The organism is Serratia sp. PL7, assembly GCF_945957435.1.
Map to the genome: position 1 here is coordinate 130,572 of NZ_CAMFLB010000015.1, position 25,572 is coordinate 156,143.

A 25,572-nucleotide genomic window follows, 5' to 3' on the forward strand; every position below is an offset into this window, starting at 1 on the left:
CATGGCTGACTTCACCGGCCGCCTGCGGCCTCTGCTGATCGGCGCCTTGCTGCTCGGTAACGGCGCCACAATGGCCTCTCCGCCGGGAGAGGTTCAGGGCACCAGCGGCACCGTCGGTTTTCAGGGCGCTCTGCTGAGCTCCCCCTGCAGCCTGGCGCCGGATAGCCGCGATCAGTCGGTCGATCTCGGTGAGATCGGTACGATCGCCTTCCGGCATGTCGGCGATCAAAGCGCGCCGGTACGTTTTCGTCTCGCCTTTTACCATTGCCTGCTGGGCGCCAGGGCGCTGGCAGACAATCCGGCCGGGATGCGCAATGGCGATGCCGGCCTGCTCTACCTGCGGGGGGAGCAGGCCGCCACGCTGGTGTTCCTCGGTGAAAGCGATCCCGACAATCCGCAGTTGCTGAAGCTGCACGGCGGCGTACAAGGCGTTGGCCTGCGGCTGAAAGATCAACGGGGCCGCGCATTGTCCCTCAACCAACCCGGCGCCCCCTATGTCTTGCAGCCCGGCGGCAATACGTTGTGGTTCAGCGCTCAGTTGGAATCAACCCGTCAGTTCATCGAAGCAAACCAATTCAAAGGAGTGGTGCATGTCCAGTTGGTCTATTTATAAACGCCTGGCGTTGCTGGGTTGCCTGGCGACGCCATTCGGCGCTCAGGCGCTGGAATGCCACCTGAATACCGAGAACGGCATTACCGAAGAGAGCGAGGATATCGGCCGGTTGACAATACCGGCCACCTTACCGGTCGGCAGCCGGCTTTGGACCTCTAAACCGATGAGCCGCGACGTTATGTGCTGGGCGCACTCCAGCAAACCCAAAGGGGAATGGGTTTATTTCTATCCCAATCCGGATAACCGGCAATTCGCCGCCGGCATCTCCATGGGGGTGATTTATAACGGCCAGGATCTTGGCCTGATCAATTCCCGGGTACAAACCGATATGTTTCGTACCCCCAAGCAACGGGAGCTCGGTCACGTCAATTACCAGGTGTATTTGCAAAAAACCGGAGAAATCATCGCGGGAGGCGCCAGCCAGATCGCCGTTTTTCAGCTCGATGGCGTAGGCGGCATCAACGTCCACCCAGGGAAAAATTACCGTTTCACCCTAACCGGGTTGGATAAGATCAAAGTCATCCAGTGCGCCGCGTCGGTGGAGCTTTCAACCCCGGAAGGCGTTGATTTCGGTGAAATCCCCACCTGGAAACCCAATGCGGGCACCGTAGCGAGCAAGGATTTCAGCATCTTGATCCGCAAAAACGGCTGCAGCGACAGCTTCGCGCTGGACGCCAATTTCATGGTGAAAAACGGCACGCTGACCGACGCTACCGGCTTGAATATGGATAATGGCTCAACCTTGCGCATCCACGATAATTCCAACCCCAAATGGATTAAATACAATCAGTTCGACAGTTTCGCCGACATGAATGGTCGCGATCAGGTGCAAAAATCCTACAGCGCCTCATTGCAGGCCACCGGGGAAGGACAGGAAGGCAATTTCCGCAAGACCGTAATCTTGCTGATTAATTATATTTAAGGGGGGTGATGATGAATAGCTATCGGACAATCACCGCTCTGTGCGGCATCGGTTTTCTATTTTCCTCCGCAGTCGCGGCGGAAAATAAGGAAATAGACTTTTTCGGTTCCGTGGTAAGCAGGCCCTGCAATATCGACCCGCAGTCTCTTCACCAAACCGTCGAGATGGATACGGTGTTGATCAAAACGTTGTACCACTACGGCCATACCAACCCCGTGTCATTTTCCATTCGCTTAACCGACTGTAAAACCGCCGTTTTCAAATCAGTCACCGCCACCTTTACCGGCACTGAAGATGCCGAACTGCCGGGCAAACTGGCGATCAACAATGGCGCCAACGGCGCCGCCATCGCGCTGTTCGACGGTGCGGGCAAAGCGATTGATCTGGGTACGCCGGCTGATGCGGTGACATTGCAAGACGGACCCAATGCCCTGAGGTTCAGCGCCTATGTCCAGGCGCGGCCGAGCGCGATTAAAGATAAAACCCTTACCGAAGGCGCATTCAGTTCCGTCGCCAATTTTGTGCTGGCGTACCAATAAGCCCGCACCACCCCAGGGAAATCAGGAAAACGACCGGCGCGCGAACGCCGGCAATGGGCCGTCACCGTTCGCTCCGGCGCGGTGCCACGGCCCTTTTAAGGAGCCACCCATGCCAGATATTCGCTTCACGCTGTTCGACAGCGATAACTTCTACCAGCAGGGGCTGCGTCTGCTGCTGCAGGACTATCTGCACTCCCTGAACGAATGCCAGCGTCTGTACCCGCAGTTCTCGCCGCTGGCGCTGCAGGCGTTGGATAACATCGAAATCGTGTTTCGCACGCCGGAAGAGCGCTGGGGTTGCGCCTGCTGCTACCAGAGCGCCTACGGCATCCCGCGCCAGCGGCAGCTGACCCTGCTGATCCTCGACGACACGACCCAGCAACAGGTGAAAAACCTGCCGCCGCTGTTCAGCATCCATCGGCGCGATTCGGCCTATGCCATCCGTCTCAAGCTGCAGATGGCGCTGGAAAAGTTCATCCAGCATCCGTGGGTGGCGCTGCACGCCGCCGGCCTGTGGAAATGCCAGGCCTGCCGCATCGCCGCGCTCAGCCACTGCGAAAAAAAGGTGCTGGGTTTGATGAGCAGCGGCATGTCTGCCTGCAGCATCGCCGGCCTGCTGCAGCGCAGCCAGAAAACCATCAGCGCCCATAAGCGTTCGGCGATGCGCAAGCTTAACGTGCGTAAAAACAGCGAGTTGAATAAGGTGCTGCTGAATCAGCGGGGGCTTGGCTGAGCGACAACAGGCTCGCGAGTGATATCAGAGTGGTTTACTCTGAATACTCATTTTTGTACTGCAAAGCGAGCCGGAATGCATGCCCAGAACAGCCCAAGTCGTTGACGTCCCCGCCCTCGGCGAGATTGACCGCCAGGCGGGGCAGCTTAGCCACCAGCTGGCGCAGGCCCTGCGCCGGGCTATCCACAAAGGCGATCTGAAAGCGGGCGATCTGCTGCCTTCGACACGCCGGCTGTCGGCGGCGCTGAATCTGGCGCGCGGCACGGTATTGGAGGCCTTTGCTCAGCTGACGGCGGAAGGCTTTCTCGAACCGCAACCCGGTTCCGGCACCCGGGTTGCCCACTATCAGGCGCCGCGCCGCACGCCACGCGCCACGGTACAGGCGAGTTCGGCGGTAGCGGTTCCGCTTTCTTCACAGGCGCAGCATCTGGCGCGCTTCGCCGCCCAGGTGCGGGCGCTGCCGCCGGTGCCGTTCACCGTCTCGGTGCCGATCGGCGATACCGCGCCCGACGATGTCTGGCGGCGGCTCGGCAACCGCATCCGGGCGCGCGGCCCCGGCGCCCCGTCGGGCTACGGCGATCCGCTGGGCGCGTTGCCGCTGCGCGAAGCCATCTGCGACTATGTGCGCCGTTCCCGCTCGGTAAATTGCACGCCGCAGCAAATCCTCATCACCGCCGGCACCCAGCAAGGACTGTATCTGGCCGCGCAGATCCTGCTGGACGCCGGCGACAGCGCCTGGGTCGAGGACCCCGCCTACGCCGGCATCACCGCCCTTTTTAACAGCCTGTTTCGCGATCGGCACATGATCAGGGTACCCGTCGCTAACGACGGCATCGACGTCGCCGCCGGCGTGCGCCTGGCCGCCGACGCCCGAGCCGCCTTTGTCACGCCGTCGCATCAATACCCGCTGGGCATGCCGATGAGCATGGCGAAAAGAAGCGCCCTGCTGGCCTGGGCCAAAGAGCGGCAGGCCTGGATCGTGGAAGACGATTACGACAGCGAGATGCGCTACGCCGGCCACCCGTTCCCCTCGCTACAAGGGTTGGCGCCCGAGCGGACGCTTTATCTCGGCACCTTCAGCAAGGTGCTGTTCCCTTCGCTGCGGCTGGGTTACGCCATCGTGCCGCCGCCGCTGGTCGACGCCTTTTGCGGCGCCCGGATCCTGATGGATCGTCACCCGCCCAGCGCGGATCAACACGTACTGGCCGCCTTTATCGCCGAAGGGTATCTCGACCGGCATATCCGCAAAATGCGCGGCGTCTACGCTGAGAAACGCCGGGTGCTGATCGAGGCGATCAACACGCATATCCCCGCCGATTTGGCGGTAGTGCAGCCCTGCGATCAGGGCATGCACATGGTGCTGTGGCTGAGGAAAGATCTCGATGACGTGCGGGTCGCCCAGTGCGCCAACGAAGCCGGGTTGGCGCTGCGGGCGGTGTCGCCGATGTATGCGCCCGGCCACGGTGAGCCGGGTCTGGTGCTGGGATTGGGCGGTTACCATGAACGCCAGGTACAGCAGGCGGTGAAACGGCTCGGCGAAGTGATCCTGGCCTGCGCCGGCAGCGGCGCCTAGCGGGAAAAACGCTTGGCGCCGAACACGCAAACCACCACGCCGGCCATCACGGCGATCATCATCGGCTGAACGGTTTCCTGCAGCAGCCAGGCCGCCAGCATCAGGCCGAAGAACGGCTGCAGCAGCTGCAGCTGCCCGACGGCGGCGATGCCGCCCTGCGCCAGGCCGCGATACCAGAAGATAAACCCAATCCACATGCTGAACACCGAGACGTACACCAGCGACAGCCAGGCGGCACCGCTGACGGCAGGCCAAGTGGCCGGCGCCGCCCACCACGCCGCCACCAGCGTCAACGGCAAGGCAACCACCAGCGCCCAGGAGATCACCTGCCAGCCACCGATCCGGCGCGACAGCACCGCCCCTTCGGCATAACCCAGACCGCACAGCAGCACCGCGCCGATCATCAGCGCATCCCCCTGCCAGGCACCGCCGCTTTCCTGGCTCAGCGCGAACGCCCCCACCAGCGCGGCCCCGATACCGGAAAAGGCCCAAAAAGCGGGCTTGGGCCGCTCTCCGCCGCGCAAGACGCCAAAACCGGCGGTCGCCAGCGGCAGCAGGCCGATATACACCAGCGAATGCGCCGAGGTGGTGTGCTGCAGCGCCAGCGCCGTCAGCAGCGGGAAGCCGATGACCACGCCGAGCGCCACAAACAGCAGCGGCGGCAAATCGGCCCGCGTCGGCCGCGCCTGGCGGGTGATCAGCAACGCGCACAGGGCCAGCAAGGCGGCGATCGCCGCCCTGACTGCCGTCAGAAACAGCGGATCGAGCTCCAGCACCGCCACCCGCGTGGCGGGCAGCGAGCCGCTGAAGATAATCATGCCGAGGAAGCCGTTCATCCAGCCCTGAGCGGAATGCCCGACAACGGGATGAGCGGGGGTAACAACGAGAGTTTTTTCAGACTGACTGTCCATGATGCGAACGCTCCGCACGCCTGAGGCATACCGAAATCGGCAACCCGCGAGGCGAGGTCATAGTGAAAGAGAACAGCATTCCCCGGCGTCGCTTGCCGGGGTTGCGTTCTATTTTTCAGATAAAGCGGCTCACGGACAGGTCCAGATAGCGAGATTTTCACTGTGCCGGTTGCCAAAGCGCATCGCTAACGCCGAAGAAGGGCGTTTTTCGGGCTGTCCTTGGCCGTTTGGCGCCGCCGCCTGCGGGGTATCATGGACTTTTATGCGTTTTTGCAGAACAGGACAAGGTGCGGTGCCGTGGTGAAACCCTTCTTACGCAGTGGCAGTTTGGATGATGTGCTCGCTTTAGGCGAGAACGGGCAACCGATCTACGCCTGCGCGCAGCAGCTGCGGGAAACCCTGCGTCTTCGCCGGCATCCGCAGGCCGCCGACTGTCTGGCGATCCCCCAGCCGAACGAAAGCGGCACCCGCATCGACTGGTATGCGCCCTTCCCGGGAAAGGTGACCTCCTGGCTGGCGGCAAGCGACGCCCAGCGCGCGCAGGCGGTGCGCCACCTGGAACACTGTCTGGCGACCTTCCGCAGCCTGACGGAACAGACCCGGGCGACCGATCATCCCAGCCACCGCCTGTTCGGCGCGCTGCTGGCCAAAGCGATGCATATTCCCGATCCCAACCACGTCTACCTGGTAGACGACCGACCGGTGCTGACCTTTTGGGGCTTTATCAAACCGCAGGCGCAGAGCCCGGACGATCCGTTAGCCTGCCTGCGCCCGCTCGAATCGGAAGTGGAAAAACCGGCGCCGATCGCCGCCGCACCACGCAAGCCGGCCGTTGTTGAACCGGCAAAACCAACACCGGCCGCCGAGCCTGAACCGGTGCTCGCTCCGGCGGCCCCCGTCGAATCCCCTGCCGTCGTGCGCCCGCGTCGGCGCCACGCGCTGTGGCTGTTACCGGTACTGCTGTTAGGCAGTGCGGCGCTGGCCGCCTGGCTGCACCGCTCACCGACGCCGCAACCGGCGATGCCGGCTGAGGTGCACCCTCCGGCACCACCGGAAAAAACCGCCGCGCCATTGCCTAAGCTGCGCTTGCCGCTGGCGCACGCCACGCTGATGCCGCCGCCCCCGGCGCCGACCATCCCGCAACCGCTGGACAAAAATGCGCTGGTGCTGCCACCCGAGGCGGTGAAGGCTGGCTCCACCCGTTTCCTTAACGGCAAATGGCGCGCCACGGTGGCGCTGAAAGATCCGATCACCGGCAAACGCCCCAGCCTGCAATACCGCCTGAACGCGGGCAAAGGCAACGCCATCATCGCCTACGGCGACGGCGTCACCTGTCGGGTCGCGGTCGAAGCCGGCCTGATGCAGTCCGGCAATCTGGTGATCAACAGCCGCACCAAGGCGCGCTGCAGCGACGGCAGCCGCTATCAGATCCCGGAAATCGTCTGCCGCCAAGGCGAGACCGGCGCGGCGGAGTGCACCGGCCGCTACGATGCGGACACCACCTATCCCATGACGTTCAAGCGCGAGAGTAAATGATGCTGGCCCCCCTTACTGACTACAAACACGGCGTTACGCTGATTCAGGACAGCGGCATTCAGTTTCTGGACTTTGCCCTGACGCCGCGGCTGGACGCCGAGTTTCCCGGCAAATTCGTGCGCAAGACCGCCAGCGGCCCGCTGCTGCGCCTGCAATGGGAGGCCGAGAGCGGCAAATACCAGTTGCCGGCCGTGGGCGACCAGGCCGCCGAAGTGGTGCGGCCGGAGTTCAGCTATCCGCTGCAGCAGTCGCTGCACCTGCTGGATAAGCTCTGGCTGCCGTTGCCGTTCCTGCGCTACACCACCTCGGGAATGTTTTTATCGGGCCCGGATAACTGGGCACGTCTGCAGGTGGTGCAGTTGGATGAGCCGGATCAGGACGGTAACCTGCTGCGCGTGGTGCTGGCCTTCGACACCCGCGCCGCCGCGCCCGGCCAGGAAGCATTGGCGCCGGGCGAAAGCGATCTCGGCACCGGGCTGAACTTCACGCTGGCGCACCGCAACCACGAGCTGGGCGAGTTCCTCGATCTGACCTGGGTGGACGGCTGGCTGCGCGAGGCGTTCAGCCAGCGCGCCACCGAGCGGGAACAGCGCGCCGAGGCGGAGATCAACGCCGGGCTGAAAACCTTCGAGTATCAGGCGCACTACCTCAACCTGTTGCACATGCTCGGCCATCAGCTGACGGTGCCGCAGATAAAAATGGTGACGGCGACGCTGCAACAACCGGCGATCGACGTCGATCTGGTGCTGGACGTCGGCAATTCTCACACCTGCGGCGTGCTGGTCGAGGACCATCCGGAAGAGAGCAACGGCCTGAAGCAAACCTATGAGCTGCAGCTGCGCTCGCTGTCCGAACCGCATCAGGTCTACAACGAACTGTTCGAGAGCCGGGTGGAGTTTTCTCGGGCCGCGTTCGGCAAGCCGCATCTGTCCTTCCAGAGCGGACGCGACGATGCCTTCCAATGGCCGTCCATCACCCGCGTCGGCCATGAAGCCGCGCAATTGGCGCAGCGACGCGAAGGGCATGAAGGCACCACCGGCATCTCCAGCCCACGGCGTTATCTGTGGGACGAGGAGCGCTATGCGCCCGGCTGGCGCTTCAACGAGCGGCACGAGCCGATGGCCGCCGCCGCGCCGTTGACCACCCTGATCAACGATGAGGGCGTGCCGCTGTCCGCCCTGCCGACGGCCGAACGGCTGCCGGTGTTCGCCGCCCATTACAGCCGCAGTGCGGTGATGAGCCTGATGTTGAGCGAGCTGTTGGCGCAGGCGCTGATGCAGATCAACAGCATCGCCCAACGCAGCCGCATGCCGAACGCCACCGCGCCGCGCCGTTTACGCGCCATCATCCTGACGCTGCCTTCGGCGATGCCGAAGCCGGAGCGCGAGATCTTCCGCCGCCGCATGCAGGAAGCGATTGGGCTGGTATGGAAAGCCCTCGGCTGGCACCCGCAGGATGCGCCGTTCAACGGCGAGCACACCCGCTTCCCGGCGCCGCAAGTGCAGATCGAGTGGGACGAAGCCACCTGCGGCCAGATGGTCTATCTGTACAACGAAACCCAGGTGAACTTCGCCGGCCGCACCGACGCCTTCTTCGCCGCCATGGCGCGGCCCGATCGGCCGCTGGCGCCGGGTGAACAGCCCGGCAAGACGTTGCGCATCGCCTCCATCGACATCGGCGGCGGCACCACCGATCTGGCGATCACGCACTACTCGCTCGATGACGGCGTAGGCAACAACATCAAAATCAACCCGCGCCTGCTGTTCCGCGAGGGCTTTAAGGTCGCCGGCGACGATATCTTGCTGGACATCATCCAGCAGTTTGTCCTGCCCGCCGTGCAACAGGCGTTCGAGGCCGCCGGCGTGAGCGCCGCCGCGGCACTGATGGACAAACTGTTCGGCAACGAAGGGCGCATGGACGGGCTTTCCACCCTGCGTCAGCAGGCCGCGCTGCAGATCTTCATGCCCGCCGGACGCGCGCTGCTCGCCGCCTATGAGCAGTACGATCCGCTGGACAGCCGGGCGGAAATCGCCGCCAACCTCGGCGATCTGCTGCCGCAGCCGCCGACGCCGCAGGTGCTGGCGTTTATCAACGGCGAAGTGCAGCGCGAAGCCGACAGCGACGCCTTCGATATTCTGCACACCCCGCTGGTGACCCGCCTGGCCGATCTGCACGCCGCCTTCTTGTCCGATCGCATCGGCATCGGCCGCTGCCTGCGCCTGCTGGCCGAAGTGGTGGCGCTGTATACCTGCGACGTGCTGCTGCTGACCGGCCGCCCGGCGCGTTTCCCCGGCGTGCAGGCGCTGCTGCGCCACCTGCAGCCGCTGCCCGCCAGCCGCATTCTGCCGCTCGAGGGCTACCACACCCGCAGTTGGTACCCGTTCAACAAACGCGGCCGCATCGACAACCCGAAATCCACCGCTGCCGTGGGCGCCATGCTGTGCCTGCTGGCGATCGATCTGCGGCTGGAGAGCTTTTACTTCAACGTCGGCGATTTCCAGCCCTACTCCACCATTCGCTATCTGGGCATGCTGGACGGCAACAATATGCTGGCGGACGATAACGTCTATTACCGCGACATCGATCTGGATCGCGCCGATTTCGCGCTCGATCCCGCCGTCAGCTTTCAGCTGCGCGGCCCACTGCGTCTGGGCTTCCGCCAGTTGGACAACGAACGTTGGCCGGCCTCCCCGCTCTATACGCTGACCATCAATGACGCCCAGCTGGCGCGCAAGCTGGCCGGCGACGCGGTGATCGGCCTGCGTCTGGCCATCACCGCCAGCGCCGAACAGGGCGCCGAAAGCGTCAAGATCGCGCAGGCGGTGCTGGCCGACGGCAGCCCCGTCCCGGCTCACCACCTGCAACTGAAACTCAATACCCTGGCTGCCAGCGCCTCCGGTGCGACCCACTACTGGATAGACAGCGGGAGCATTTACCCACGATGAAAACGCACACCTTTGCCCCAGCGGCTCCGAATAACGCGCTCAGCGCCGGCATTGTGCAGGCGATCGACTGGGTGGACGCCACACGCCGACAATCCGCCCGCCTGGAGCGGGAAGCCGATCGCCTGACGCTGCGTCTGCGCGGTTGCCATAACCGCGCCGTCCAGTTGGAAAACACCCGGCCTGCGCAGGTCGCCATCGGTTTGTATGGCCACAACGCCGCCGCCAAGGCCCATCTGCTGGCGGCGCTGGCGCCTGGCGCCAAACGCTTCAACGCGGACCTGTCGCTCGCGGTGCGCTACTGCACGGCGGCCGAAACGGGGCCCGCCGATTATCCGATCGCCCTCGCGCTGCTCAACGAAGCGCAGTGGTTGGCCATCACGATCGACGCCGCCGCGATGCGCGGCTTTCGCCCGGACTGGGACGCCCGCGCCATCGCCGGCCATTTGCAAGCGTTGGCGCGCCACCGCCAAGCCGTCGCCCTCGATGGCCTCGATGGCAACGCCGTGCTGGCGCTGTGGGACAACCAACGCCGCCACGGCGGCAAAGAGCAACCCACGCTCGACAGGCACTTCTGGCCGCAGGCCGTGGCGCTGGCGCCGCAGCTGAGCATCGACGATCGCGCGCGCCTGTTTGCACCGCTGTGGGGAGAGGAGGCGACGTTGACGGCGCGTTATCGCCAGCTGGCGCACGCGCTGCATACCCTCGGCGGCAGCCGACAGGTTCATGCCCCGCGCCGCGCGTTGGCGCTGCTGACCGCAAACGCCGCACCGGAAAACGCCACGATCGCCGTCATGACCGAAAACGGCGATGAACGGGAGATCGCACTGAGCGATCTGGCCTGGCTGACCGCCGAAGTGACCACCGTTCTGCCGCAGACGGCGCAGGCGGGCCTGCCCGCCGAGGTGGCGCTGATCGACCTGCCCGGCAGCCGCAGCTGTCCGCAGGCGGAGCCGGCGCAGCGTCTGCAACAGGCAAAGCGCGCCCATTTATTGACCCGCTGCTCGGACGGCCTGCACGCCAATCTGTTGCTGGTAACCGATGCCGCCGCCACGCCGCAGGACGCTGCGCGCGTCGGCCAGGCGCTCGGCGATTGGGTCAACCACACCCAGGGGGAAACCCCGGCGCTGCGCCAACGCCGCAAGCCCGGTTTAATCTGGGCAATCACGCCGTTCGACTCGCGTCAGGAAGGCAAAGCGCGGCCCGACGACGCCGTCCAGCGTCAGGTCGGCGAGCCCGGCGACAGCTGGGCCACGCTGCTGGCGCTGGATGAACAGGACTGTCGCCGCATGGTGAACTACCTGGCCGCTCAGGCGCGTCCGGCCCACAAGCAAGCGCGCCTGCTCGAACAGCGTGAGGAATTGCAGCGCGAGCTGACGGAAAGCCTGCTCGGCAACTGGCTCACCGCCGCCGATCCGCACGCGACGCAGCAACGCGCGCAACAGCTGCTGCGCGCACTGCAGGCACAGGCCGGCCGCCACGGCGAACTGCTGGAGCGGTTGCTACCCCAGCGCGATACGCTGCGCCAGCTTTATCAGCAACAGCAGCACACCGCACCGGCTCCGACGATGGCGCCTTCACCGTTCGGGCTGGATATCGATCTGTTCGGCGAGCAAGACCCTGCGGCGCCCGGCGAGCAGCCCGCATCGCCTTTTGCCGCACGGATCTTCGCAGACTGGGTCAATCATCTGCGTGCGCTGCCGGACAGCCGCCGGTTGCTGGATCTGCTCGGCGTCGAGAAACCACACCTGGAATTGCTGGTCGATGCGCTGATCGGCGCCGCCTGCCGCCTGCAGCTCGACGACGAACTGGAGCGTGCACTGTGCGCCGGGGGCCTGCCGGAACAGGGTGAAGATCGGCAGATCAGTCAGGCGCTGGCGCTACTGGGCGACTTCGTCGCCTGGCTCGGCTTCCCGCGGCGCGATGTGGCAACGCGCCCCGAAAGCCGCGTCAATCCCGGCCAACCGATCTTTACCCCGCCGCCGCAGCCGGCGGTGGATTGGAGCGGCCAGCAGCGGCTAACCCGGCTGGCGCCGACGCCGACCAAGAATACCGCGTTTTATATCTATGACTGGCTGATCGGCCTGCAAACCCTGCTGGCGGAGAATGCCGCGCAGGCGCAGCCCGCGCTGGCAGACGAGCAGCGCGCCGACCTGGCGGCGATCGTCGCCACCCTGCGCGCTGTGCCGTAGCGGGCGCAATCCGGGCCGGGCGCCGCCGCGTAATCAGTGGCAGGCCGGCCCGGCCGACATCACTTCGCGAAAATGGGTGACCAGCGGGCGCAGGTTGGCCTTGTGCCACACTGCCCACAGCTGCGTGGTGTATTGCATCCAGGGCAGCTCGCGCAGCACCACGCCCTGCGGCGCGTTATGCCGCAGGCTGTGCTGGATCAGCGTCATCCCCAACCCGGCGGCGACCAGCCCCAGCGCGGTCAGCGGTTCGCCCGCTTCCAGCCGAATATCCGGATCGAACCCGGCCTTCACGCAGGCCGCCACGAAGTCGTCGCGCGAATGGGCATCCTCTTTGTGGATCACCGAGATCCAGGCCTGATCGGTGAGATCCGCCGGCTGCAGCGTCTCCCTTTCAGCCAGCGGATGCGTCTGCGGCAGGGCCAGCAGCATGCGATCGTCCAACACCTGCGTATAGTCCAAATCCTGATCGTCGCGATCCGGCGCCGTATTGACCAGCGCCACGTCCAGGCTACGCTGCCGCAGCCCTTCGAGCTGCATGGAAGAAGGCTGGCTGTAAAGCACGATGTGCACATCCGGCCGGGACACCCGCAGCGCCCGCAATGCGTTCGACAAAACGCCGGAGTGCATCGCATTTTCGATATAGCCGATGCACAGCCCGCCGTCTTCCCCCCGTCCCAGGCGGCGCCCGAGCGACTCAAGCCGGTTGGCGTGCGTCAATAGCGCGCGGGTTTCGGCCAGAAACGTCTGGCCGTCGGCCGTCAGGCGGATGCGCTGCTGATTGCGCTCAAACAGCATCAACCCGAGGCGCTCCTCAAGCTGGGAAATCTGCCTGCTCAGCGGGGACTGGGAAATGTGCAGCCGTTCGGCGGCGCGGCCGACGTGCTCCTCTTCCGCCACCGCGACAAAGTATTTCAACTGACGTAAATCGATCATGTGAGACCTCAAAGGACTTAACTTAGACGAATTATGTCCTATCAAGTCACAACTTGCCACGTTATCTTTAGCCTCGTGACGGGGCAGACAGGTATGAGCCCCATAAGTTTCCCTGAAAAGATAACGTATTGAGGATCGACTATGAGCATCAAAAATATTTTACCCGGCAAGATCGGTTTGGGCGGCGCGCCGCTCGGCAATATGTTCCGCAACATCCCGCAAGAGGACGTGCAAGCCACCGTCAGCGGCGCCTGGGATCTGGGCATCCGCTACTTCGACACCGCGCCGCTCTACGGTTCCGGCCTGTCGGAAATCCGCATGGGTGAAGTGCTGTCGCAATACCCACGTGACGAGTATGTGCTGAGCACCAAAGTGGGCCGCATCATGCTGGACGAAGAAGAAGACACCTCCGCCCGCGATCTGGGTGAGAAAGGCGGTTTGTTCGAACACGGTTTGAAGAACAAGATCGTCAACGACTACTCCGCCGACGCCACGCTGCGTTCCATTGAAGACAGCCTGAAGCGCCTGAAAACCGACCGTCTGGACATCGTCTGGATCCACGATCCGGCCCAGGACTTTTACGGCGACAACTGGATTGAGCAGTTCAACATCGCTCGCACCGGCGCTTTCCGCGCGCTGACCCGTCTGCGTGAAGAAGGGGTGATCAAGGCCTGGGGCCTCGGCGTCAACCGCGTCGAGCCTTGTGAACTGGCGCTGGGCCTGAGCGAAACGCAGCCGGACGCTTTCCTGCTGGCCGGCCGTTACAGCCTGCTGGATCATGAACGCGCCCTGCAGCGTTTGATGCCGGAAGCCCTGGCGAGCAACGTCGACATCGTCGTCGGCGGCCCTTACAACTCTGGCGTGCTGGCCGGCGGCGAGCACTACGAATACCAGAAAGCGTCCCCGGCGGTGCTGGCAAAGGTAGCGCAAATCAAGGCGATCGCCGCTCGCTTCCAGGTCGACGTCAAAGCCGCCGCGCTGCAGTTCTCGCTGGCTAACCCGGCGGTCGCCGCCGTGATCCCCGGTTCGAGCCGCCCTGGCCGCATGGCCGAAGATCTGGCTGCGCTGGACGCCGTTATCCCGGCTGAATTCTGGGCCGAAATGCGCCGTCAGAAACTGGTGGCCGACAACGCGCCGCTGCCGATTCGTTAAGTTTTATGGGGCCGCATGGCCCCATTACCCCCATTAACTCGATGAGATACATGATGAAACTGGATCTATCAGGCAAAGTCGCCGTCGTCAGCGGCTCCACCTCCGGCATCGGCCTCGGCATCGCGCGCGGGCTCGCCAAAACGGGCGCCACCGTCGTGATCGTCGGCCGTCAGAAAACCGGGGTCGATAACGCTATCGCCGACATCAGCGCCAACGTGCCCGGCGCGCAGGTGCGCGGCGTGGTCGCGGATCTCGGGACGGAACAAGGGGCTGCCACCCTGTTCGCCGCGGAACCGAAAGCCGACGTGCTGATCAACAACCTGGGCATTTTCAACGATAAAGACTTCTTTACCGTGCCCGACAGCGAGTGGATGCACTTCTATAACGTCAACGTCCTCTCGGGCGTGCGTCTTGCGCGCCACTATGCGCGGAGCATGACCGAGCAGGGTTGGGGACGCATTATTTTCGTGTCGTCCGAATCCGGCGTCGCCATCCCGGCGGACATGATCAACTACGGCGTCACCAAAAGCGCCAACCTGGCGGTGTCTCACGGCCTGGCGAAACGCCTCGCCGGCACCGGTGTGACGGTCAACGCCATCCTGCCGGGGCCAACCTTTACCGAAGGCCTGCAAGAAATGCTGGCGGATGCGGCGGCCAAATCCGGGCGCAGCGCACGCGATCAGGCCGACGAGTTCGTTAAAACCGAACGCCCAAGCTCCATCATTCAGCGCGCGGCGGACGTCGATGAAGTGGCCAACCTGGCCGTTTACCTCGCGTCTCCGCTGTCTTCGGCCACCACCGGCGCGGCGCTGCGCGTTGACGGCGGCGTCGTAGATACGCTGGCAATGTAACCCTGTACCCGAAACCGATATTAAGAGAGAAAGAAAATGGCTACTACATCCGTCTCTATGGACATCCCGGCATCTGCCGACACCGTATGGCAACTGATCGGCGGCTTCGACGCCCTGCCTGACTGGCTGCCGTTCATCCCGAAAAGCGTCGTTTCTGAAGGCGGCCGCGTGCGTACCTTAACCACCGCCGACGGCGGTACCGTCATCGAGCGGCTGGAAGCGTTCGACAATCGTCAACGCAGCTACAGCTACTCCATCATGCAAGCGCCGTTCCCGGTGGTGAATTACCTGTCCACCCTGTCAGTGCACGCCACCGACGACGCCAACGTGGCGCGCGTGGAATGGTCGGGCAGCTTCACGCCGGTCAACATCAGCGACGACGAGGCCATCGCCCTGTTCAGCGGCATCTACCAGGGCGGCCTGGATGCGCTGAGCGGCAACTTCCCTCGTTAACGCTTAAACACTTAAGCCCCACGGTCGATGGCTGCACCCATCGGCCGTTTTTTTTTGGGGTTTGGGTGCACGAGCGGGCACGCCGCGCAGCAGGATAAATCCGTCATCGCCGCTTATGCTGTAAAGGAGATGTTCATTTGAGGAGATGACCGTGCGCCCCTTCAACTTGCAACGGCTGGATCATGTGGTTCTGCGCGTGCGCGATATGCAGAACAGCCTGCGTTTTTATACCCAGATCGTCGGCTGTGATATCGCCAAACAGCGACCGGATTTGGGGCTGGTGCACCTGCGCGCCGGTGCCTCCATGATCGACCTGGTGGACATCAATGGCGTGCTGGGGAAAAAAGGCGGCGAAGCGCCCGATCCTCATAGGCAAAATGTCGATCACGTCTGCCTGCGCATCGATCCGTTCAACGAAGAGGCGTTGTTGACCTATCTGCGATCGCAGGGGATCGGCGTTGATCCCGCCGAATCGCGCTATGGGGCGGAAGGCGACGGGCCGTCCATTTATTTCAGCGATCCGGACGGTAATCGCGTGGAATTGAAAGGGCCGGCGGGATGAGATTAACGGGCCATAGATAATGGAGCCTTATCGGCCCCATCTGTTTGAACGCCACGGGTAGGTGTTCCACGCACCAACAATAAGCTGCTAGCTTATGGTTCTATCAATGTCATTGGCTATGAGAGGCGCTGCCCCATATGAGAAAACCGATCGCCTCGGTGATTTTTGTCCTGGTATTCGCTGTCTTGCCGAACATCATTCCCTCTCGGCTGCTGCTGACACCGGACATGGCGTTGGAAATGGTTCACAAGTCTAATGAATGGGGTCTCGGCGATCCGCAAGCGCTTTCGACAACCTGCCTGCTAATGCTTTATGCCGCTGTCGCGGGGTTGTGTCTGCGTTTTATGCCAAAAAAATCGACCTAACCCGTCACTGCTGAACGTTAACGCCCCTGCGCTGCCAGCGCCTGGGCGCAGGCCCAGGCCGAGCTCCAGGCCCACTGGAAGTTGTAACCGCCCAACCACCCGGTCACGTCCACCACTTCGCCGATAAAGTAGAGCCCCGGCGCCTTGTGGGCTTCCATCGTCTTGGAAGAAAGTTCGTTGGTGTCGACGCCGCCGAGCGTCACTTCCGCCGTGCGGTAGCCTTCGGTGCCGTTCGGCTGCACGCGCCAGTTCTGCAACAGATCCACCAGCGCCGCCTGCTGCGGCGCATTCAGCTGCTTCAGCGTCGCCTCCGGCAATTGTCCCAGGGTCTGCAAGCACTCCACCAGCCGCTTCGGCAAGTGCAGCGCCAGGGTATTTTTCAGGCTTTGGTTCGGGTGCTGCAAGCGTTGTTCATCCAGGAAGCCCGCCAGATCCAGCTCAGGAAGTAAGTTAACGCTCACATACTCACCCGGTTGCCAGTAGCTGGACAGCTGCAGCACCGCCGGGCCGGACAGGCCGCGATGGGTAAACAGAATGCTTTCACGGAAGCTGACGCCGTTCTCGGCGGTGATCACCGCCGGCACCGAGACGCCGGACAGCGTCTGTACATGCTCCAACAGCGGTTTATGCAGGGTAAACGGCACCAGCCCGGCGCGCGTCGGCAGCACCTTAAGACCGAACTGCTCAGCCAGTTTGTAACCGAACGGCGACGCGCCCAACCCCGGCATGGATAATCCGCCGCTGGCCACCACAAGTGAGCGAGCGCTCACTTTTTCACCATTCAGCGCCAGCGCGTAGCCATTCTCGGTTTTCTCTACGTCCAGCACTTCGCTGCGCAGGCGCATCGTCACCTGGCCCAGCTCGCACTCTTTGACCAGCAGATCCACCACCTGCTGCGCCGAATCGTCGCAGAACAGCTGCCCCAGCGTTTTTTCATGGTAAGCGATGCCGTAACGGTTGATCAGATCGATGAAGTCCCACTGGGTATAGCGCGCCAGCGCCGACTTGCAGAAGTGCGGGTTGTTCGACAGATAGGCCGCCGGTTCGGCGTACATGTTGGTGAAGTTGCAGCGCCCACCGCCGGACATCAGGATCTTGCGGCCCGGTTTTTTGCCGTTGTCGAGCAGCAATACGCGGCAACCGAGTTGCCCCGCCTGCGCGGCGCAAAACATGCCGGCGGCGCCCGCCCCAATCACTACGACATCAAACTGTTCCACCTGAGCCTCACTTATCAAAACCACAATCGCGACAAAAGAGCGCCATATTACGCCGTTTCGCCGCCGGTCACCGCCAAATTCACGGCGGCAGATTGTAAAGCCCCGGCGGCGCCAACGCCATAGTAAGAAAATATTACAGAGGTCAGAGCAGATTAACGCGTTGATATTCCATATTTTTGTTATAGGCGCGTCATCGTTTCGTCATGTCCAAATCAAAAAAACGTCATATTTTCCTTTTCCCCGGCACCGGTTGTCACTGATAATGCGCGGCGTTCATGTCCACAAACTGGCGTAACGCTTATGCTGCATTTGTTCGCTGGCCTGGATTTCCATACCGGCCTGATGTTAATTCTCGCATTGTTGTTCGTGTTGTTTTATGAAGCCATCAACGGTTTTCATGATACGGCCAATGCGGTCGCTACAGTTATTTATACCCGCGCCATGCGCTCGCAACTTGCGGTCGTGATGGCAGGTTTGTTCAACTTTCTTGGCGTAATGCTCGGCGGTTTGAGTGTTGCTTACGCCATCGTCCACTTGCTGCCTACCGATCTGTTGTTGAACGTCAGTTCAGCACACGGATTAGCCATGGTCTTCTCCATGCTGCTGGCGGCAATCATCTGGAACCTCGGCACCTGGTATTTCGGTTTGCCGGCCTCCAGTTCCCATACGCTGATAGGCGCAATCATCGGTGTCGGTTTAACCAACGCCCTGATGACCCACACCTCGGTCGTGGATGCGCTTAACGTCCCGAAAATGATTGGCATTTTCCTTTCTCTGCTGTTCTCGCCGCTGGTCGGCATGATGGTAGCGGGAGTGATGGTGTTCGCCTTGCGCCGCTATTGGAGTGGCACCAAGAAACGCCAGCGTATCCACATGACCCCTGCGGAACGTGAAAAGGTCGACGGCAAACGCAAGCCGCCGTTCTGGACCCGTATCGCGCTGATCCTGTCGGCGATTGGCGTCAGCTTCTCGCACGGCGCCAACGACGGCCAGAAAGGTATCGGCCTTATCATGCTGGTGCTGATCGGCGTTGCGCCGGCCGGCTTCGTGGTCAATATGAATGCAACCGGTTATGACATCACCCGTACGCGTGATGCCGTGACCCACCTGCAGCAATATTACCAGCAGCACGGCGACGCGCTGTCGCATGCGGTGTCGCTGACGCCGCTGGTGCCAAGCCCGGATGACGAAGCCGCGCCTGGCAAGCCTGCCGAGTTCCACTGCGACAGTTCGCGCGCCATGCCGGCGATCGAGCTGGCTCAGGGCATGCTGACCAACCTGCAAAGCTACGATCAGCTGACGGTTGACCAGCGCAGCCACCTGCGCCGCCTGCTGATGTGCGTGACCGACACGGCGGATAAAGTCGCCAAGCTGCCGGAAACCTCATCCGCCGACCAGCGTTTCCTGAAGAACCTGCGTCAGGATCTGCTGCAGACCGTCGAGTACGCGCCGATGTGGATCATCGTCGCCGTCGCGCTGGCGCTGTCGCTCGGCACCATGGTGGGCTGGAAACGCGTGGCCACCACCATCGGCGAGAAGATCGGCAAGAAAGGCATGACCTACGCCCAGGGCGTATCGGCCCAGATGACCGCAGCGCTGTCTATCGGCGTGGCGAGTTATACCGGCATGCCGGTCTCCACCACCCACGTCCTCTCTTCGGCGGTTGCCGGGACGATGATCGTGGACGGCGGCGGCGTGCAGAGCAAAACCGTGAAGAACATCCTGTTGGCCTGGGTACTGACCCTGCCAATCTCGATCCTGCTTTCCGGTGCGCTGTATTGGGTTGCGTTGAAGCTGATCTAAGCGATAAGCATCATGAGGAAGGCGGCCCCAGGGCCGCCTTTTTTTTGCCTGCATCAAGGGAAACAGGAAGGCATTAATACCAGATCATCAGCGCTATCAGGCTGATGACCACCAGGCCGCACAGGGCCGAGGTCAGCATAAACTGCCCGCGCACCCGCTCGCAGCGGCGGATAAACTCCGGATCGTGATGCTCGACATAGCGCTGCGCGAAGATATAGCGCACCAGCCTCAGCTGCTTGCTGGGTTGCCCGTGGGCGGTGAAAAAACCGCCGCCGTCGACGTACTGGTACAGCAACGGGTCACAGCCGCGCAATACCACCAGCAACGCGCGCAGAGAAGAGTAATACCGCACCATGTTTACCACACACACCACACATAAGGCCCAAAACAGCGCGACGGTACTGATCATGATTACCCCCTCAAGGCGTTGTTATCCGCGGCCTTCCGCCGGGTCCAACCGCCCTACCTCATTACCCGATACTCTGCTGGAGCTTACCGCTCTCATCCCCTTTTTTGCCTGCACGGGCCATGCCCATAACCCACCGCCTCCGGAGACGTTACCGCACCGCACAGAGAGATTTGCACGGCGTGGTTCCACTCAGAGGGGAAATGATGAGGCCCATATCCATCATTGTAGGTTAATGAAACGCAAACTGGCCTGAGCAGTGGATAAAATTTACCGCCCTGTGCCGAAAAGTCACCTGCCGGGACGTTATAAGCGATAACCGCCCGTTTTCGATTAGGCGGTTTTTATGGATAGTCTATCCCGCGCCACGCCGCTGATCTTTCCCCCCACGCTGGCTAGACTCAGGTTTCCGTTACGTTCATCCAAGGAAACTGTTATGGCAAACCATTCAATCAAGGGAAAAACCGTCCTCATCGCCGGCGGCGCCAAGAACCTCGGCGGGCTGATCGCGCGCGATTTGGCTGAGCAAGGCGCCAAAGCGGTGGTGATCCACTACAACAGCGCCGCCTCCAAAGCCGAAGCGGAGAAAACCGTCGCCGCCATTCAGGCCGCCGGTGCGCAAGGCGTCGCGCTGCAGGCCGATCTGACCACCGCGGGCGCGGTCGAGAAGCTGTTCGCCGATGCGGTCGCCGCCGTCGGCAAGCCGGATATCGCCATCAATACCGTCGGCAAAGTGCTGAAAAAGCCGATGGTCGACATCAGCGAAGCCGAGTACGACGAGATGACGGCGGTCAACGCCAAAACCGCGTTCTTCTTCCTGAAAGAAGCGGGCAAGCACCTTAACGACAACGGTAAAATCTGCACGCTGGTCACCTCGCTGCTCGGCGCCTTCACGCCGTTTTACGCCGCTTACGCCGGCACCAAAGCGCCGGTGGAGCACTTCACCCGCGCCGCCGCCAAGGAGTTCGGCGAGCGTGGCATCTCCGTGACGGCGGTCGGCCCCGGCCCGATGGACACCCCGTTCTTCTACCCGGCTGAGGGTGCGGACGCCGTGGCCTACCACAAGACGGCGGCGGCGCTGTCGCCGTTCAGCAAAACCGGCCTGACCGATATCGAAGACGTGGTGCCGTTCATCCGCCATCTGGTCAGCGACGGCTGGTGGGTAACCGGCCAAACCATCCTGATCAACGGCGGCTACACCACCAAATAAGTTCGACGGGGGACGGAGATGCCCCCGCACCTGCTCGCGCGCAACCGCGTCATACGGCTACACTCTCTGTCAGAAACGGCGCCAAGGAACAGCAGGTCACGAGATGGACAGATTCAATCAATACCGCGTATTCGTACAGGTGGCAGAAATGGGCAGCTTTATCCGGGCGGCCCACGCGCTGGAGGTGCCGCGCGCCTCGGTGTCCGCCGCCGTGCAACAACTGGAAACGCAGCTGGGCGTGCGCCTGCTGCACCGCACCACGCGGCAAGTGCGGCTGACCGCCGACGGCGAACAGCTGCTCGAGCGGCTGCGCCCGCTGCTGGCCGAGGTGGAAGACATCGATCAGTCGTTTCAGGCCAGCCAACGGCAGGCCTCCGGGCGGCTCAGCGTCGACGTGCCGAGCCGCATCGCTCGCCGGTTGATCGCCCCGGCGCTGCCTAGCCTGTTGCGGCGCCACCCTCATCTGCAACTGGTGCTCGGCTCCGCCGATCGCGCCATCGATCTGGTGCAGGAAGGGGTCGACTGCGCGGTGCGCGTCGGCGATCTGCACGACAGCAGCCTGGTGATGCGCCCGCTCGGCCATATCGCGCTGATCAACTGCGCCAGCCCCGCCTACCTGAGCGAATTCGGCCATCCGCGCCAGCCCGCCGACCTCGCTGAGGGGCACTGGAGCATCGGTTACGCCTCGCCCAAAACCGGCCGCGAATCCCCCTGGGAATACCTGACCGACGACGGCCATACGCAACGCCTCGAACTGCCCAGCCGGGTGGTGGTCAACAACGCCGAAAGCTATATCGCCTGCTGCCGCGCCGGGCTGGGGCTGATGCAAATCCCGCGCTACGACGTGCAACACCTGCTCGACGCCGGTGAACTGGTGGAAGTCCTGCCCGGTTACCGCGCCGCCTCCATGCCGATCGCCCTGATCTACCCCCATCGCCGCCAGCGATCGCGCCGCCTGGCGGTGTTTCATGAGTGGTTTGAAAGCCTACTGCAGCCGCATCTGGAGCGCTGATTGCACATTTAGCGCTATACTTTGTTTAATAACGCTTATAATTCAAGCGGTCAGACCGTTAAAGCCCGCATAACCCATAGGCTTTTACGCCGCGCGGGTGTACAACGAAAGGTATCGGGCGGAGAGATTTTCGATGCGGCGCAGTGTGATCGCCCCAACATATCATTGCGTTATCCGAATGATACTATGGAACCAAAAGCGCCAGGCGGGTAAACGGAACGCCTGCTAACCCTTTTTAATCGGCATGTTTATGGAAGGAGTATTCTTATGGCTTACAAACACATACTGATCGCGGTGGACCTATCCCCGGAAAGCAAGATCCTGGTAGAAAAAGCCGTCTCGATGGCGCGGCCGTACAACGCTAAAGTTTCTCTGATCCACGTCGATGTCAACTATTCCGACCTCTATACTGGCCTGATCGACGTCAATCTCGGCGACATGCAAAAACGCATCTCTGAGGAAACCCATCAGGCGCTGACCGAGCTGTCGCAGAACGCCGGCTACCCGATCACCGAGACCCTGAGCGGCAGCGGCGATCTGGCGCAGGTATTGGTCGATGCCATCAAGAAATACGACATGGACCTGGTGCTGTGCGGCCACCACCAGGACTTCTGGAGCAAGCTGATGTCTTCCGCTCGCCAGCTGATCAATACCGTGCACATCGATATGCTGATCGTGCCGCTGCGCGACGAAGAAGACGAATAAAGTAAGCGCTTGCTAACCTAACTACCCCACGCCCGCGCCCTGCGGGCGTTTTTCATGCCGCCACGCCGATTAATCGCTTGATAATCAACCGCCCTCCGATGATATAGTCGCTAAAGACACAACATCCTCCCCCGGGCATCATCGACACCCAAATCTATAAGAAATAGCGGGGGAAATTTAATGCGAAAAGGAGTTATCCATGGAATATGCCGTATCGGTAGAGTCTTTCCTGTCCTCGTTACAACGCCATAACCCCCACCAGCCGGAATATCTACAGGCGGTGCGCGAAGTGTTCACCTCGCTGTGGCCGTTTATCGAGCGCAACCCGCGCTATCGCGAACAGGCGCTGCTGGAGCGCCTGGTGGAGCCCGAGCGTATCATTCAGTTCCGCGTCAGCTGGGTGGACGATCGCGGCCAGGTGCAGGTCAATCGCGCCTTCCGCGTGCAGTTCAACTCGGCCATCGGCCCCTATAAGGGCGGCATGCGCTTCCACCCATCGGTAAACCTGTCGATCCTGAAGTTCCTCGGCTTTGAGCAGACCTTCAAGAATGCGCTGACCACCCTGCCGATGGGCGGCGGCAAAGGCGGCTCCGATTTCGATCCGAAGGGCAAAAGCCAGGGCGAGATCATGCGCTTCTGCCAAGCGCTGATGACCGAGCTGTACCGCCATCTGGGGCCGGACACCGACGTGCCGGCCGGCGACATCGGCGTCGGCGGCCGTGAAGTCGGCTTTATGGCCGGCATGATGAAGAAACTGTCCAACAACACCGCCTGCGTGTTTACCGGCAAGGGCCTCTCCTTCGGCGGCAGCCTGATCCGCCCCGAGGCGACCGGCTACGGCCTGGTGTACTTTACCGACGCCATGCTGCAGCGCCACGGCCTGGGCTTTGAGGGCATGCGGGTGGCGGTGTCCGGCTCCGGCAACGTGGCGCAGTACACCATCGAAAAAGCGCTGGAACTGGACGCGCGCGTGATCACCGTGTCGGATTCCGGTGGCACCCTGGTGGACGAAGACGGCTTCACTACCGAGAAGCTGGCGCACCTGGCGGAGATCAAAAACCAGCGTTACGGCCGGGTGGCGGACTACGCCCGCGAACGCGGCCTGACCTATCTGGCGGGCCAACAGCCGTGGAACGTGCCGGTGGATATCGCCCTGCCGTGCGCCACCCAGAACGAACTGGATCTCGAGGCGGCGCAGACGCTGATCCGCAACGGGGTGAAGGCGGTGGCGGAAGGCGCCAACATGCCGACCACCATCCAGGCCACCGACGCCTTCCTCGACGCCGGGGTGCTGTTCGCACCCGGCAAGGCGGCCAACGCCGGCGGCGTGGCCACGTCGGGGCTGGAGATGGCGCAAAACGCCGCGCGCATCGGCTGGCGGGCGGAAAAAGTGGATGTACGTTTACAACATATCATGGCGGATATTCACCATGCCTGCGTGGAATACGGCGGCGAGGGCAAGCAAACCCACTATGTACACGGCGCGAATATCGCCGGTTTCGTCAAGGTCGCGGAGGCGATGCTGGCCCAAGGCGTGCTGTAATCCGTCGTAAAGGTGATCTTGTTCACACATCGATTAAATGCTTCAATGCCGGCCTCTGCGCCGGCATTATTTTATGCCTTCACGCCATCAGAATGATGCAAACTAGTTAAATAAAAGTTAATAAATAGTTATTTATTACCATTTAATTGGTAGTAAATTTACCACCATCAAATAATTAAACATTTATTTAACACTAAATACGCCAATATTTTACTTAAATGTGCGCAGATCACATTTCATTAACTTCAGCTACGCCCCCTCTTCCATTCCTTTGTAATCTGCAGCGGTGGAAAAACCGCCACCCCTACAGATAAAAAAAGGTACAGCTAATGAAATTTAACCTCGCATTATTAAATGCATGTGTGGTTTCTGCGTGCATGTTATCGACAACACCTGTGTTCGCCGCTGATAAGTATGAGATTGCCGTAGTCGCCAAAGTGACCGGCATCCCGTGGTTCAACCGCATGGAAGTGGGCGTCAACGAAGCGGCGAAAAAACTCGACGTCAACGCCTACCAGACCGGCCCGTCTACGCCGGATCCGGCCGCGCAGGTCAAGGTGATTGAGGATCTGATCGCCAAGAACGTCAACGCCATCATCGTGGTGCCGAACGACGCCAAGGTGCTGGAACCGGTGCTGAAAAAAGCGCGCGACAAAGGCATCGTGGTGCTGACCCATGAATCCCCGGACCAGCAGATCGGCCAGTGGGACATCGAGACCATCGACAGCGAGAAATACGCGCAGGCCAACGTCGATGAGCTGGCGAAAGACATGGGCGGCAAAGGCGGCTATGCGATCTACGTCGGTTCGCTGACCGTGCCGCTGCACAACGCCTGGGCCGACTTCGCCATCAAATACCAGAAAGAAAAATACCCGGACATGTTTGAAGTCACCTCGCGCTTGCCGGTGGCGGAAAGCATCGACAAATCCTACGCCACCACGCTGGATCTGATGAAAACCTATCCGCAGATGAAGGGCATCATCGGCTTCGGTTCGCTCGGCCCGATCGGCGCCGGCCAGGCGGTGGCCAAGAAACGCGCCAAGGACAAAATCGCGGTGGTGGGCATCGCCATGCCGGCGCAGGCCGCCCCTTACCTGATGCGCGGCGACATCAAGAAAGCGCTGCTGTGGGATCCGAAAGACGCCGGTTATGCGCTGGTGACGGTGGCCGACCAGCTGTTGCAGGGCAAGGAAGTGAATAAGGACCTGTCGATTGAGGGCCTCGGTAAGGCCGACGTCGATATGGAACACAAAGTGATTCGGTTTAATAAGATTTTGGAAGTGACCAAAGACAACGCCAAATCGCTCGGATTCTGATTTTTCGCGTAATTTCGCCACACCGGGAAAGAAGTTAAACCCTCGTAGGGGCGCAGCGTTGCTGCGCCCAGGGCTTCGGCCGC

Annotated in this window: 23 protein-coding genes; 19 read left to right on the forward strand and 4 right to left on the reverse strand. The window is 62.0% G+C overall.

Translation table 11 applies throughout. The features are described from left to right. Position 1: 1 nt before the first annotated feature. From N6G83_RS36995 to N6G83_RS37015, 5 genes are all read left to right on the forward strand, one after another. The gene (locus N6G83_RS36995; protein WP_049209136.1) at positions 2 to 613 is read left to right on the forward strand and encodes a fimbrial protein; all 612 of its coding nucleotides are present in this window, start codon (positions 2 to 4) and stop codon (positions 611 to 613) included. Then, positions 591 to 1,535: a fimbrial protein gene (locus N6G83_RS37000; protein ID WP_049209137.1), complete on the forward strand. Its 945-nt coding sequence runs from the start codon at positions 591 to 593 to the stop codon at positions 1,533 to 1,535. Before N6G83_RS36995 ends, N6G83_RS37000 begins: the two co-directional genes overlap by 23 nt. Positions 1,536 to 1,543: 8 nt before the next feature. Next, the gene (locus tag N6G83_RS37005; protein WP_239666003.1) at positions 1,544 to 2,074 is read left to right on the forward strand and encodes a fimbrial protein; all 531 of its coding nucleotides are present in this window, start codon (positions 1,544 to 1,546) and stop codon (positions 2,072 to 2,074) included. Between the two features lie 109 nt (positions 2,075 to 2,183). Further along, positions 2,184 to 2,807: a helix-turn-helix transcriptional regulator gene (locus N6G83_RS37010; protein WP_025304592.1), complete on the forward strand. Its 624-nt coding sequence runs from the start codon at positions 2,184 to 2,186 to the stop codon at positions 2,805 to 2,807. A gap of 79 nt (positions 2,808 to 2,886) precedes the next feature. After that, on the forward strand, positions 2,887 to 4,380 hold the full coding sequence (locus N6G83_RS37015) for a PLP-dependent aminotransferase family protein (protein WP_025304593.1): 1,494 nt from the start codon (positions 2,887 to 2,889) through the stop codon (positions 4,378 to 4,380). Here N6G83_RS37015 and N6G83_RS37020 read toward each other — a convergent pair. Next, entirely contained in the window at positions 4,377 to 5,291 is a 915-nt protein-coding gene (locus N6G83_RS37020) for a DMT family transporter (protein ID WP_049205608.1), read from the reverse strand. The two genes, N6G83_RS37015 and N6G83_RS37020, sit on opposite strands and share 4 nt — an antisense overlap. Positions 5,292 to 5,588: 297 nt before the next feature. Between N6G83_RS37020 and N6G83_RS37025 the strand changes: the two genes are divergently transcribed. The 3 genes from N6G83_RS37025 to N6G83_RS37035 are packed head-to-tail and all read left to right on the forward strand — an operon-like array spanning position 5,589 to position 11,961. Next, positions 5,589 to 6,827 carry an SrfA family protein gene (locus tag N6G83_RS37025; protein WP_049209139.1) on the forward strand — a complete coding sequence of 413 codons (1,239 nt, stop codon included), beginning with the start codon at positions 5,589 to 5,591 and terminating at the stop codon, positions 6,825 to 6,827. Beyond that, a complete protein-coding gene (locus tag N6G83_RS37030) occupies positions 6,827 to 9,772 on the forward strand; it encodes a virulence factor SrfB (RefSeq protein ID WP_197825342.1) in 2,946 nt (981 codons plus the stop codon). Before N6G83_RS37025 ends, N6G83_RS37030 begins: the two co-directional genes overlap by 1 nt. Then, entirely contained in the window at positions 9,769 to 11,961 is a 2,193-nt protein-coding gene (locus N6G83_RS37035) for a virulence factor SrfC family protein (protein ID WP_260516218.1), read from the forward strand. The genes N6G83_RS37030 and N6G83_RS37035 overlap by 4 nt, the downstream gene beginning before the upstream one ends. Before the next feature lie 33 nt (positions 11,962 to 11,994). On the opposite strand, the gene N6G83_RS37040 is transcribed toward N6G83_RS37035, so the two are convergent. Next, positions 11,995 to 12,894 carry a LysR substrate-binding domain-containing protein gene (locus N6G83_RS37040; protein WP_025304598.1) on the reverse strand — a complete coding sequence of 300 codons (900 nt, stop codon included), beginning with the start codon at positions 12,892 to 12,894 and terminating at the stop codon, positions 11,995 to 11,997. Between the two features lie 141 nt (positions 12,895 to 13,035). Here N6G83_RS37040 and N6G83_RS37045 point away from each other — a divergent pair, with 141 nt between their 5' ends. The 5 genes from N6G83_RS37045 to N6G83_RS37065 all read left to right on the forward strand — a co-directional run bounded on the left by N6G83_RS37045 (position 13,036) and on the right by N6G83_RS37065 (position 16,277). Beyond that, on the forward strand, positions 13,036 to 14,046 hold the full coding sequence (locus N6G83_RS37045; protein WP_025304599.1) for an aldo/keto reductase: 1,011 nt from the start codon (positions 13,036 to 13,038) through the stop codon (positions 14,044 to 14,046). Between the two features lie 53 nt (positions 14,047 to 14,099). Further along, a complete protein-coding gene (locus tag N6G83_RS37050) occupies positions 14,100 to 14,897 on the forward strand; it encodes an SDR family NAD(P)-dependent oxidoreductase (RefSeq protein WP_025304600.1) in 798 nt (265 codons plus the stop codon). 36 nt (positions 14,898 to 14,933) lie between these two features. Further along, positions 14,934 to 15,350, forward strand: a complete 417-nt coding sequence (locus N6G83_RS37055) for an SRPBCC family protein (protein WP_049294966.1) — start codon at positions 14,934 to 14,936, stop codon at positions 15,348 to 15,350. Positions 15,351 to 15,495: 145 nt separating this feature from the next. After that, positions 15,496 to 15,912: a VOC family protein gene (locus tag N6G83_RS37060; protein ID WP_049205612.1), complete on the forward strand. Its 417-nt coding sequence runs from the start codon at positions 15,496 to 15,498 to the stop codon at positions 15,910 to 15,912. Between the two features lie 137 nt (positions 15,913 to 16,049). After that, positions 16,050 to 16,277, forward strand: coding sequence for a hypothetical protein (locus N6G83_RS37065; RefSeq protein WP_197825330.1), 228 nt, complete (start codon positions 16,050 to 16,052; stop codon positions 16,275 to 16,277). Between the two features lie 17 nt (positions 16,278 to 16,294). Here N6G83_RS37065 and N6G83_RS37070 read toward each other — a convergent pair whose 3' ends face one another. Continuing rightward, entirely contained in the window at positions 16,295 to 17,494 is a 1,200-nt protein-coding gene (locus N6G83_RS37070) for an NAD(P)/FAD-dependent oxidoreductase (RefSeq protein ID WP_043139059.1), read from the reverse strand. A 300-nt stretch (positions 17,495 to 17,794) separates the two neighbouring features. Here N6G83_RS37070 and pitA point away from each other — a divergent pair, with 300 nt between their 5' ends. Further along, on the forward strand, positions 17,795 to 19,297 hold the full coding sequence (gene pitA, locus N6G83_RS37075; RefSeq protein WP_025304605.1) for an inorganic phosphate transporter PitA: 1,503 nt from the start codon (positions 17,795 to 17,797) through the stop codon (positions 19,295 to 19,297). 73 nt (positions 19,298 to 19,370) lie between these two features. On the opposite strand, the gene uspB is transcribed toward pitA, so the two are convergent. After that, positions 19,371 to 19,706: a universal stress protein UspB gene (uspB, locus tag N6G83_RS37080; RefSeq protein WP_016930435.1), complete on the reverse strand. Its 336-nt coding sequence runs from the start codon at positions 19,704 to 19,706 to the stop codon at positions 19,371 to 19,373. Between the two features lie 433 nt (positions 19,707 to 20,139). On the opposite strand from uspB, the gene N6G83_RS37085 reads away from it, so the two are divergent. From N6G83_RS37085 to N6G83_RS37105, 5 genes are all read left to right on the forward strand, one after another. Further along, a complete protein-coding gene (locus N6G83_RS37085; protein WP_025304606.1) occupies positions 20,140 to 20,913 on the forward strand; it encodes an SDR family oxidoreductase in 774 nt (257 codons plus the stop codon). 103 nt (positions 20,914 to 21,016) lie between these two features. Then, on the forward strand, positions 21,017 to 21,925 hold the full coding sequence (locus N6G83_RS37090) for a LysR family transcriptional regulator (protein WP_025304607.1): 909 nt from the start codon (positions 21,017 to 21,019) through the stop codon (positions 21,923 to 21,925). A 267-nt stretch (positions 21,926 to 22,192) separates the two neighbouring features. Then, positions 22,193 to 22,630 carry a universal stress protein UspA gene (gene uspA, locus N6G83_RS37095; protein ID WP_004930988.1) on the forward strand — a complete coding sequence of 146 codons (438 nt, stop codon included), beginning with the start codon at positions 22,193 to 22,195 and terminating at the stop codon, positions 22,628 to 22,630. A 199-nt stretch (positions 22,631 to 22,829) separates the two neighbouring features. Further along, positions 22,830 to 24,173 (forward strand): NADP-specific glutamate dehydrogenase, encoded by a 1,344-nt coding sequence (gene gdhA, locus N6G83_RS37100; protein WP_021505207.1) that lies wholly within the window; start codon positions 22,830 to 22,832, stop codon positions 24,171 to 24,173. A 329-nt stretch (positions 24,174 to 24,502) separates the two neighbouring features. Further along, complete coding sequence (locus tag N6G83_RS37105) at positions 24,503 to 25,489, forward strand: autoinducer 2 ABC transporter substrate-binding protein (protein ID WP_025304608.1); 987 nt, start codon at positions 24,503 to 24,505, stop codon at positions 25,487 to 25,489. Positions 25,490 to 25,572: the final 83 nt, after the last annotated feature.

Excerpts from the sequence above, each read along its gene's own strand:
- N6G83_RS36995 (WP_049209136.1), top strand. The coding sequence starts at position 2 with ATGGCTGACTTCACCGGCCGCCTGCGGCCTCTGCTGATCGGCGCCTTG.
- N6G83_RS37015 (WP_025304593.1), top strand. The coding sequence starts at position 2,887 with ATGCCCAGAACAGCCCAAGTCGTTGACGTCCCCGCCCTCGGCGAGATT.
- N6G83_RS37035 (WP_260516218.1), top strand. The coding sequence starts at position 9,769 with ATGAAAACGCACACCTTTGCCCCAGCGGCTCCGAATAACGCGCTCAGC.
- N6G83_RS37005 (WP_239666003.1), top strand. The coding sequence starts at position 1,544 with ATGATGAATAGCTATCGGACAATCACCGCTCTGTGCGGCATCGGTTTT.
- N6G83_RS37060 (WP_049205612.1), top strand. The coding sequence starts at position 15,496 with ATGACCGTGCGCCCCTTCAACTTGCAACGGCTGGATCATGTGGTTCTG.
- uspB (WP_016930435.1), bottom strand. The coding sequence starts at position 19,706 with ATGATCAGTACCGTCGCGCTGTTTTGGGCCTTATGTGTGGTGTGTGTG.
- pitA (WP_025304605.1), top strand. The coding sequence starts at position 17,795 with ATGCTGCATTTGTTCGCTGGCCTGGATTTCCATACCGGCCTGATGTTA.
- N6G83_RS37010 (WP_025304592.1), top strand. The coding sequence starts at position 2,184 with ATGCCAGATATTCGCTTCACGCTGTTCGACAGCGATAACTTCTACCAG.
- N6G83_RS37000 (WP_049209137.1), top strand. The coding sequence starts at position 591 with ATGTCCAGTTGGTCTATTTATAAACGCCTGGCGTTGCTGGGTTGCCTG.
- N6G83_RS37065 (WP_197825330.1), top strand. The coding sequence starts at position 16,050 with ATGAGAAAACCGATCGCCTCGGTGATTTTTGTCCTGGTATTCGCTGTC.
- N6G83_RS37090 (WP_025304607.1), top strand. The coding sequence starts at position 21,017 with ATGGACAGATTCAATCAATACCGCGTATTCGTACAGGTGGCAGAAATG.
- N6G83_RS37055 (WP_049294966.1), top strand. The coding sequence starts at position 14,934 with ATGGCTACTACATCCGTCTCTATGGACATCCCGGCATCTGCCGACACC.
- N6G83_RS37105 (WP_025304608.1), top strand. The coding sequence starts at position 24,503 with ATGAAATTTAACCTCGCATTATTAAATGCATGTGTGGTTTCTGCGTGC.
- N6G83_RS37040 (WP_025304598.1), bottom strand. The coding sequence starts at position 12,894 with ATGATCGATTTACGTCAGTTGAAATACTTTGTCGCGGTGGCGGAAGAG.
- N6G83_RS37050 (WP_025304600.1), top strand. The coding sequence starts at position 14,100 with ATGAAACTGGATCTATCAGGCAAAGTCGCCGTCGTCAGCGGCTCCACC.
- gdhA (WP_021505207.1), top strand. The coding sequence starts at position 22,830 with ATGGAATATGCCGTATCGGTAGAGTCTTTCCTGTCCTCGTTACAACGC.
- N6G83_RS37030 (WP_197825342.1), top strand. The coding sequence starts at position 6,827 with ATGCTGGCCCCCCTTACTGACTACAAACACGGCGTTACGCTGATTCAG.
- N6G83_RS37085 (WP_025304606.1), top strand. The coding sequence starts at position 20,140 with ATGGCAAACCATTCAATCAAGGGAAAAACCGTCCTCATCGCCGGCGGC.
- N6G83_RS37045 (WP_025304599.1), top strand. The coding sequence starts at position 13,036 with ATGAGCATCAAAAATATTTTACCCGGCAAGATCGGTTTGGGCGGCGCG.
- N6G83_RS37020 (WP_049205608.1), bottom strand. The coding sequence starts at position 5,291 with ATGGACAGTCAGTCTGAAAAAACTCTCGTTGTTACCCCCGCTCATCCC.
- uspA (WP_004930988.1), top strand. The coding sequence starts at position 22,193 with ATGGCTTACAAACACATACTGATCGCGGTGGACCTATCCCCGGAAAGC.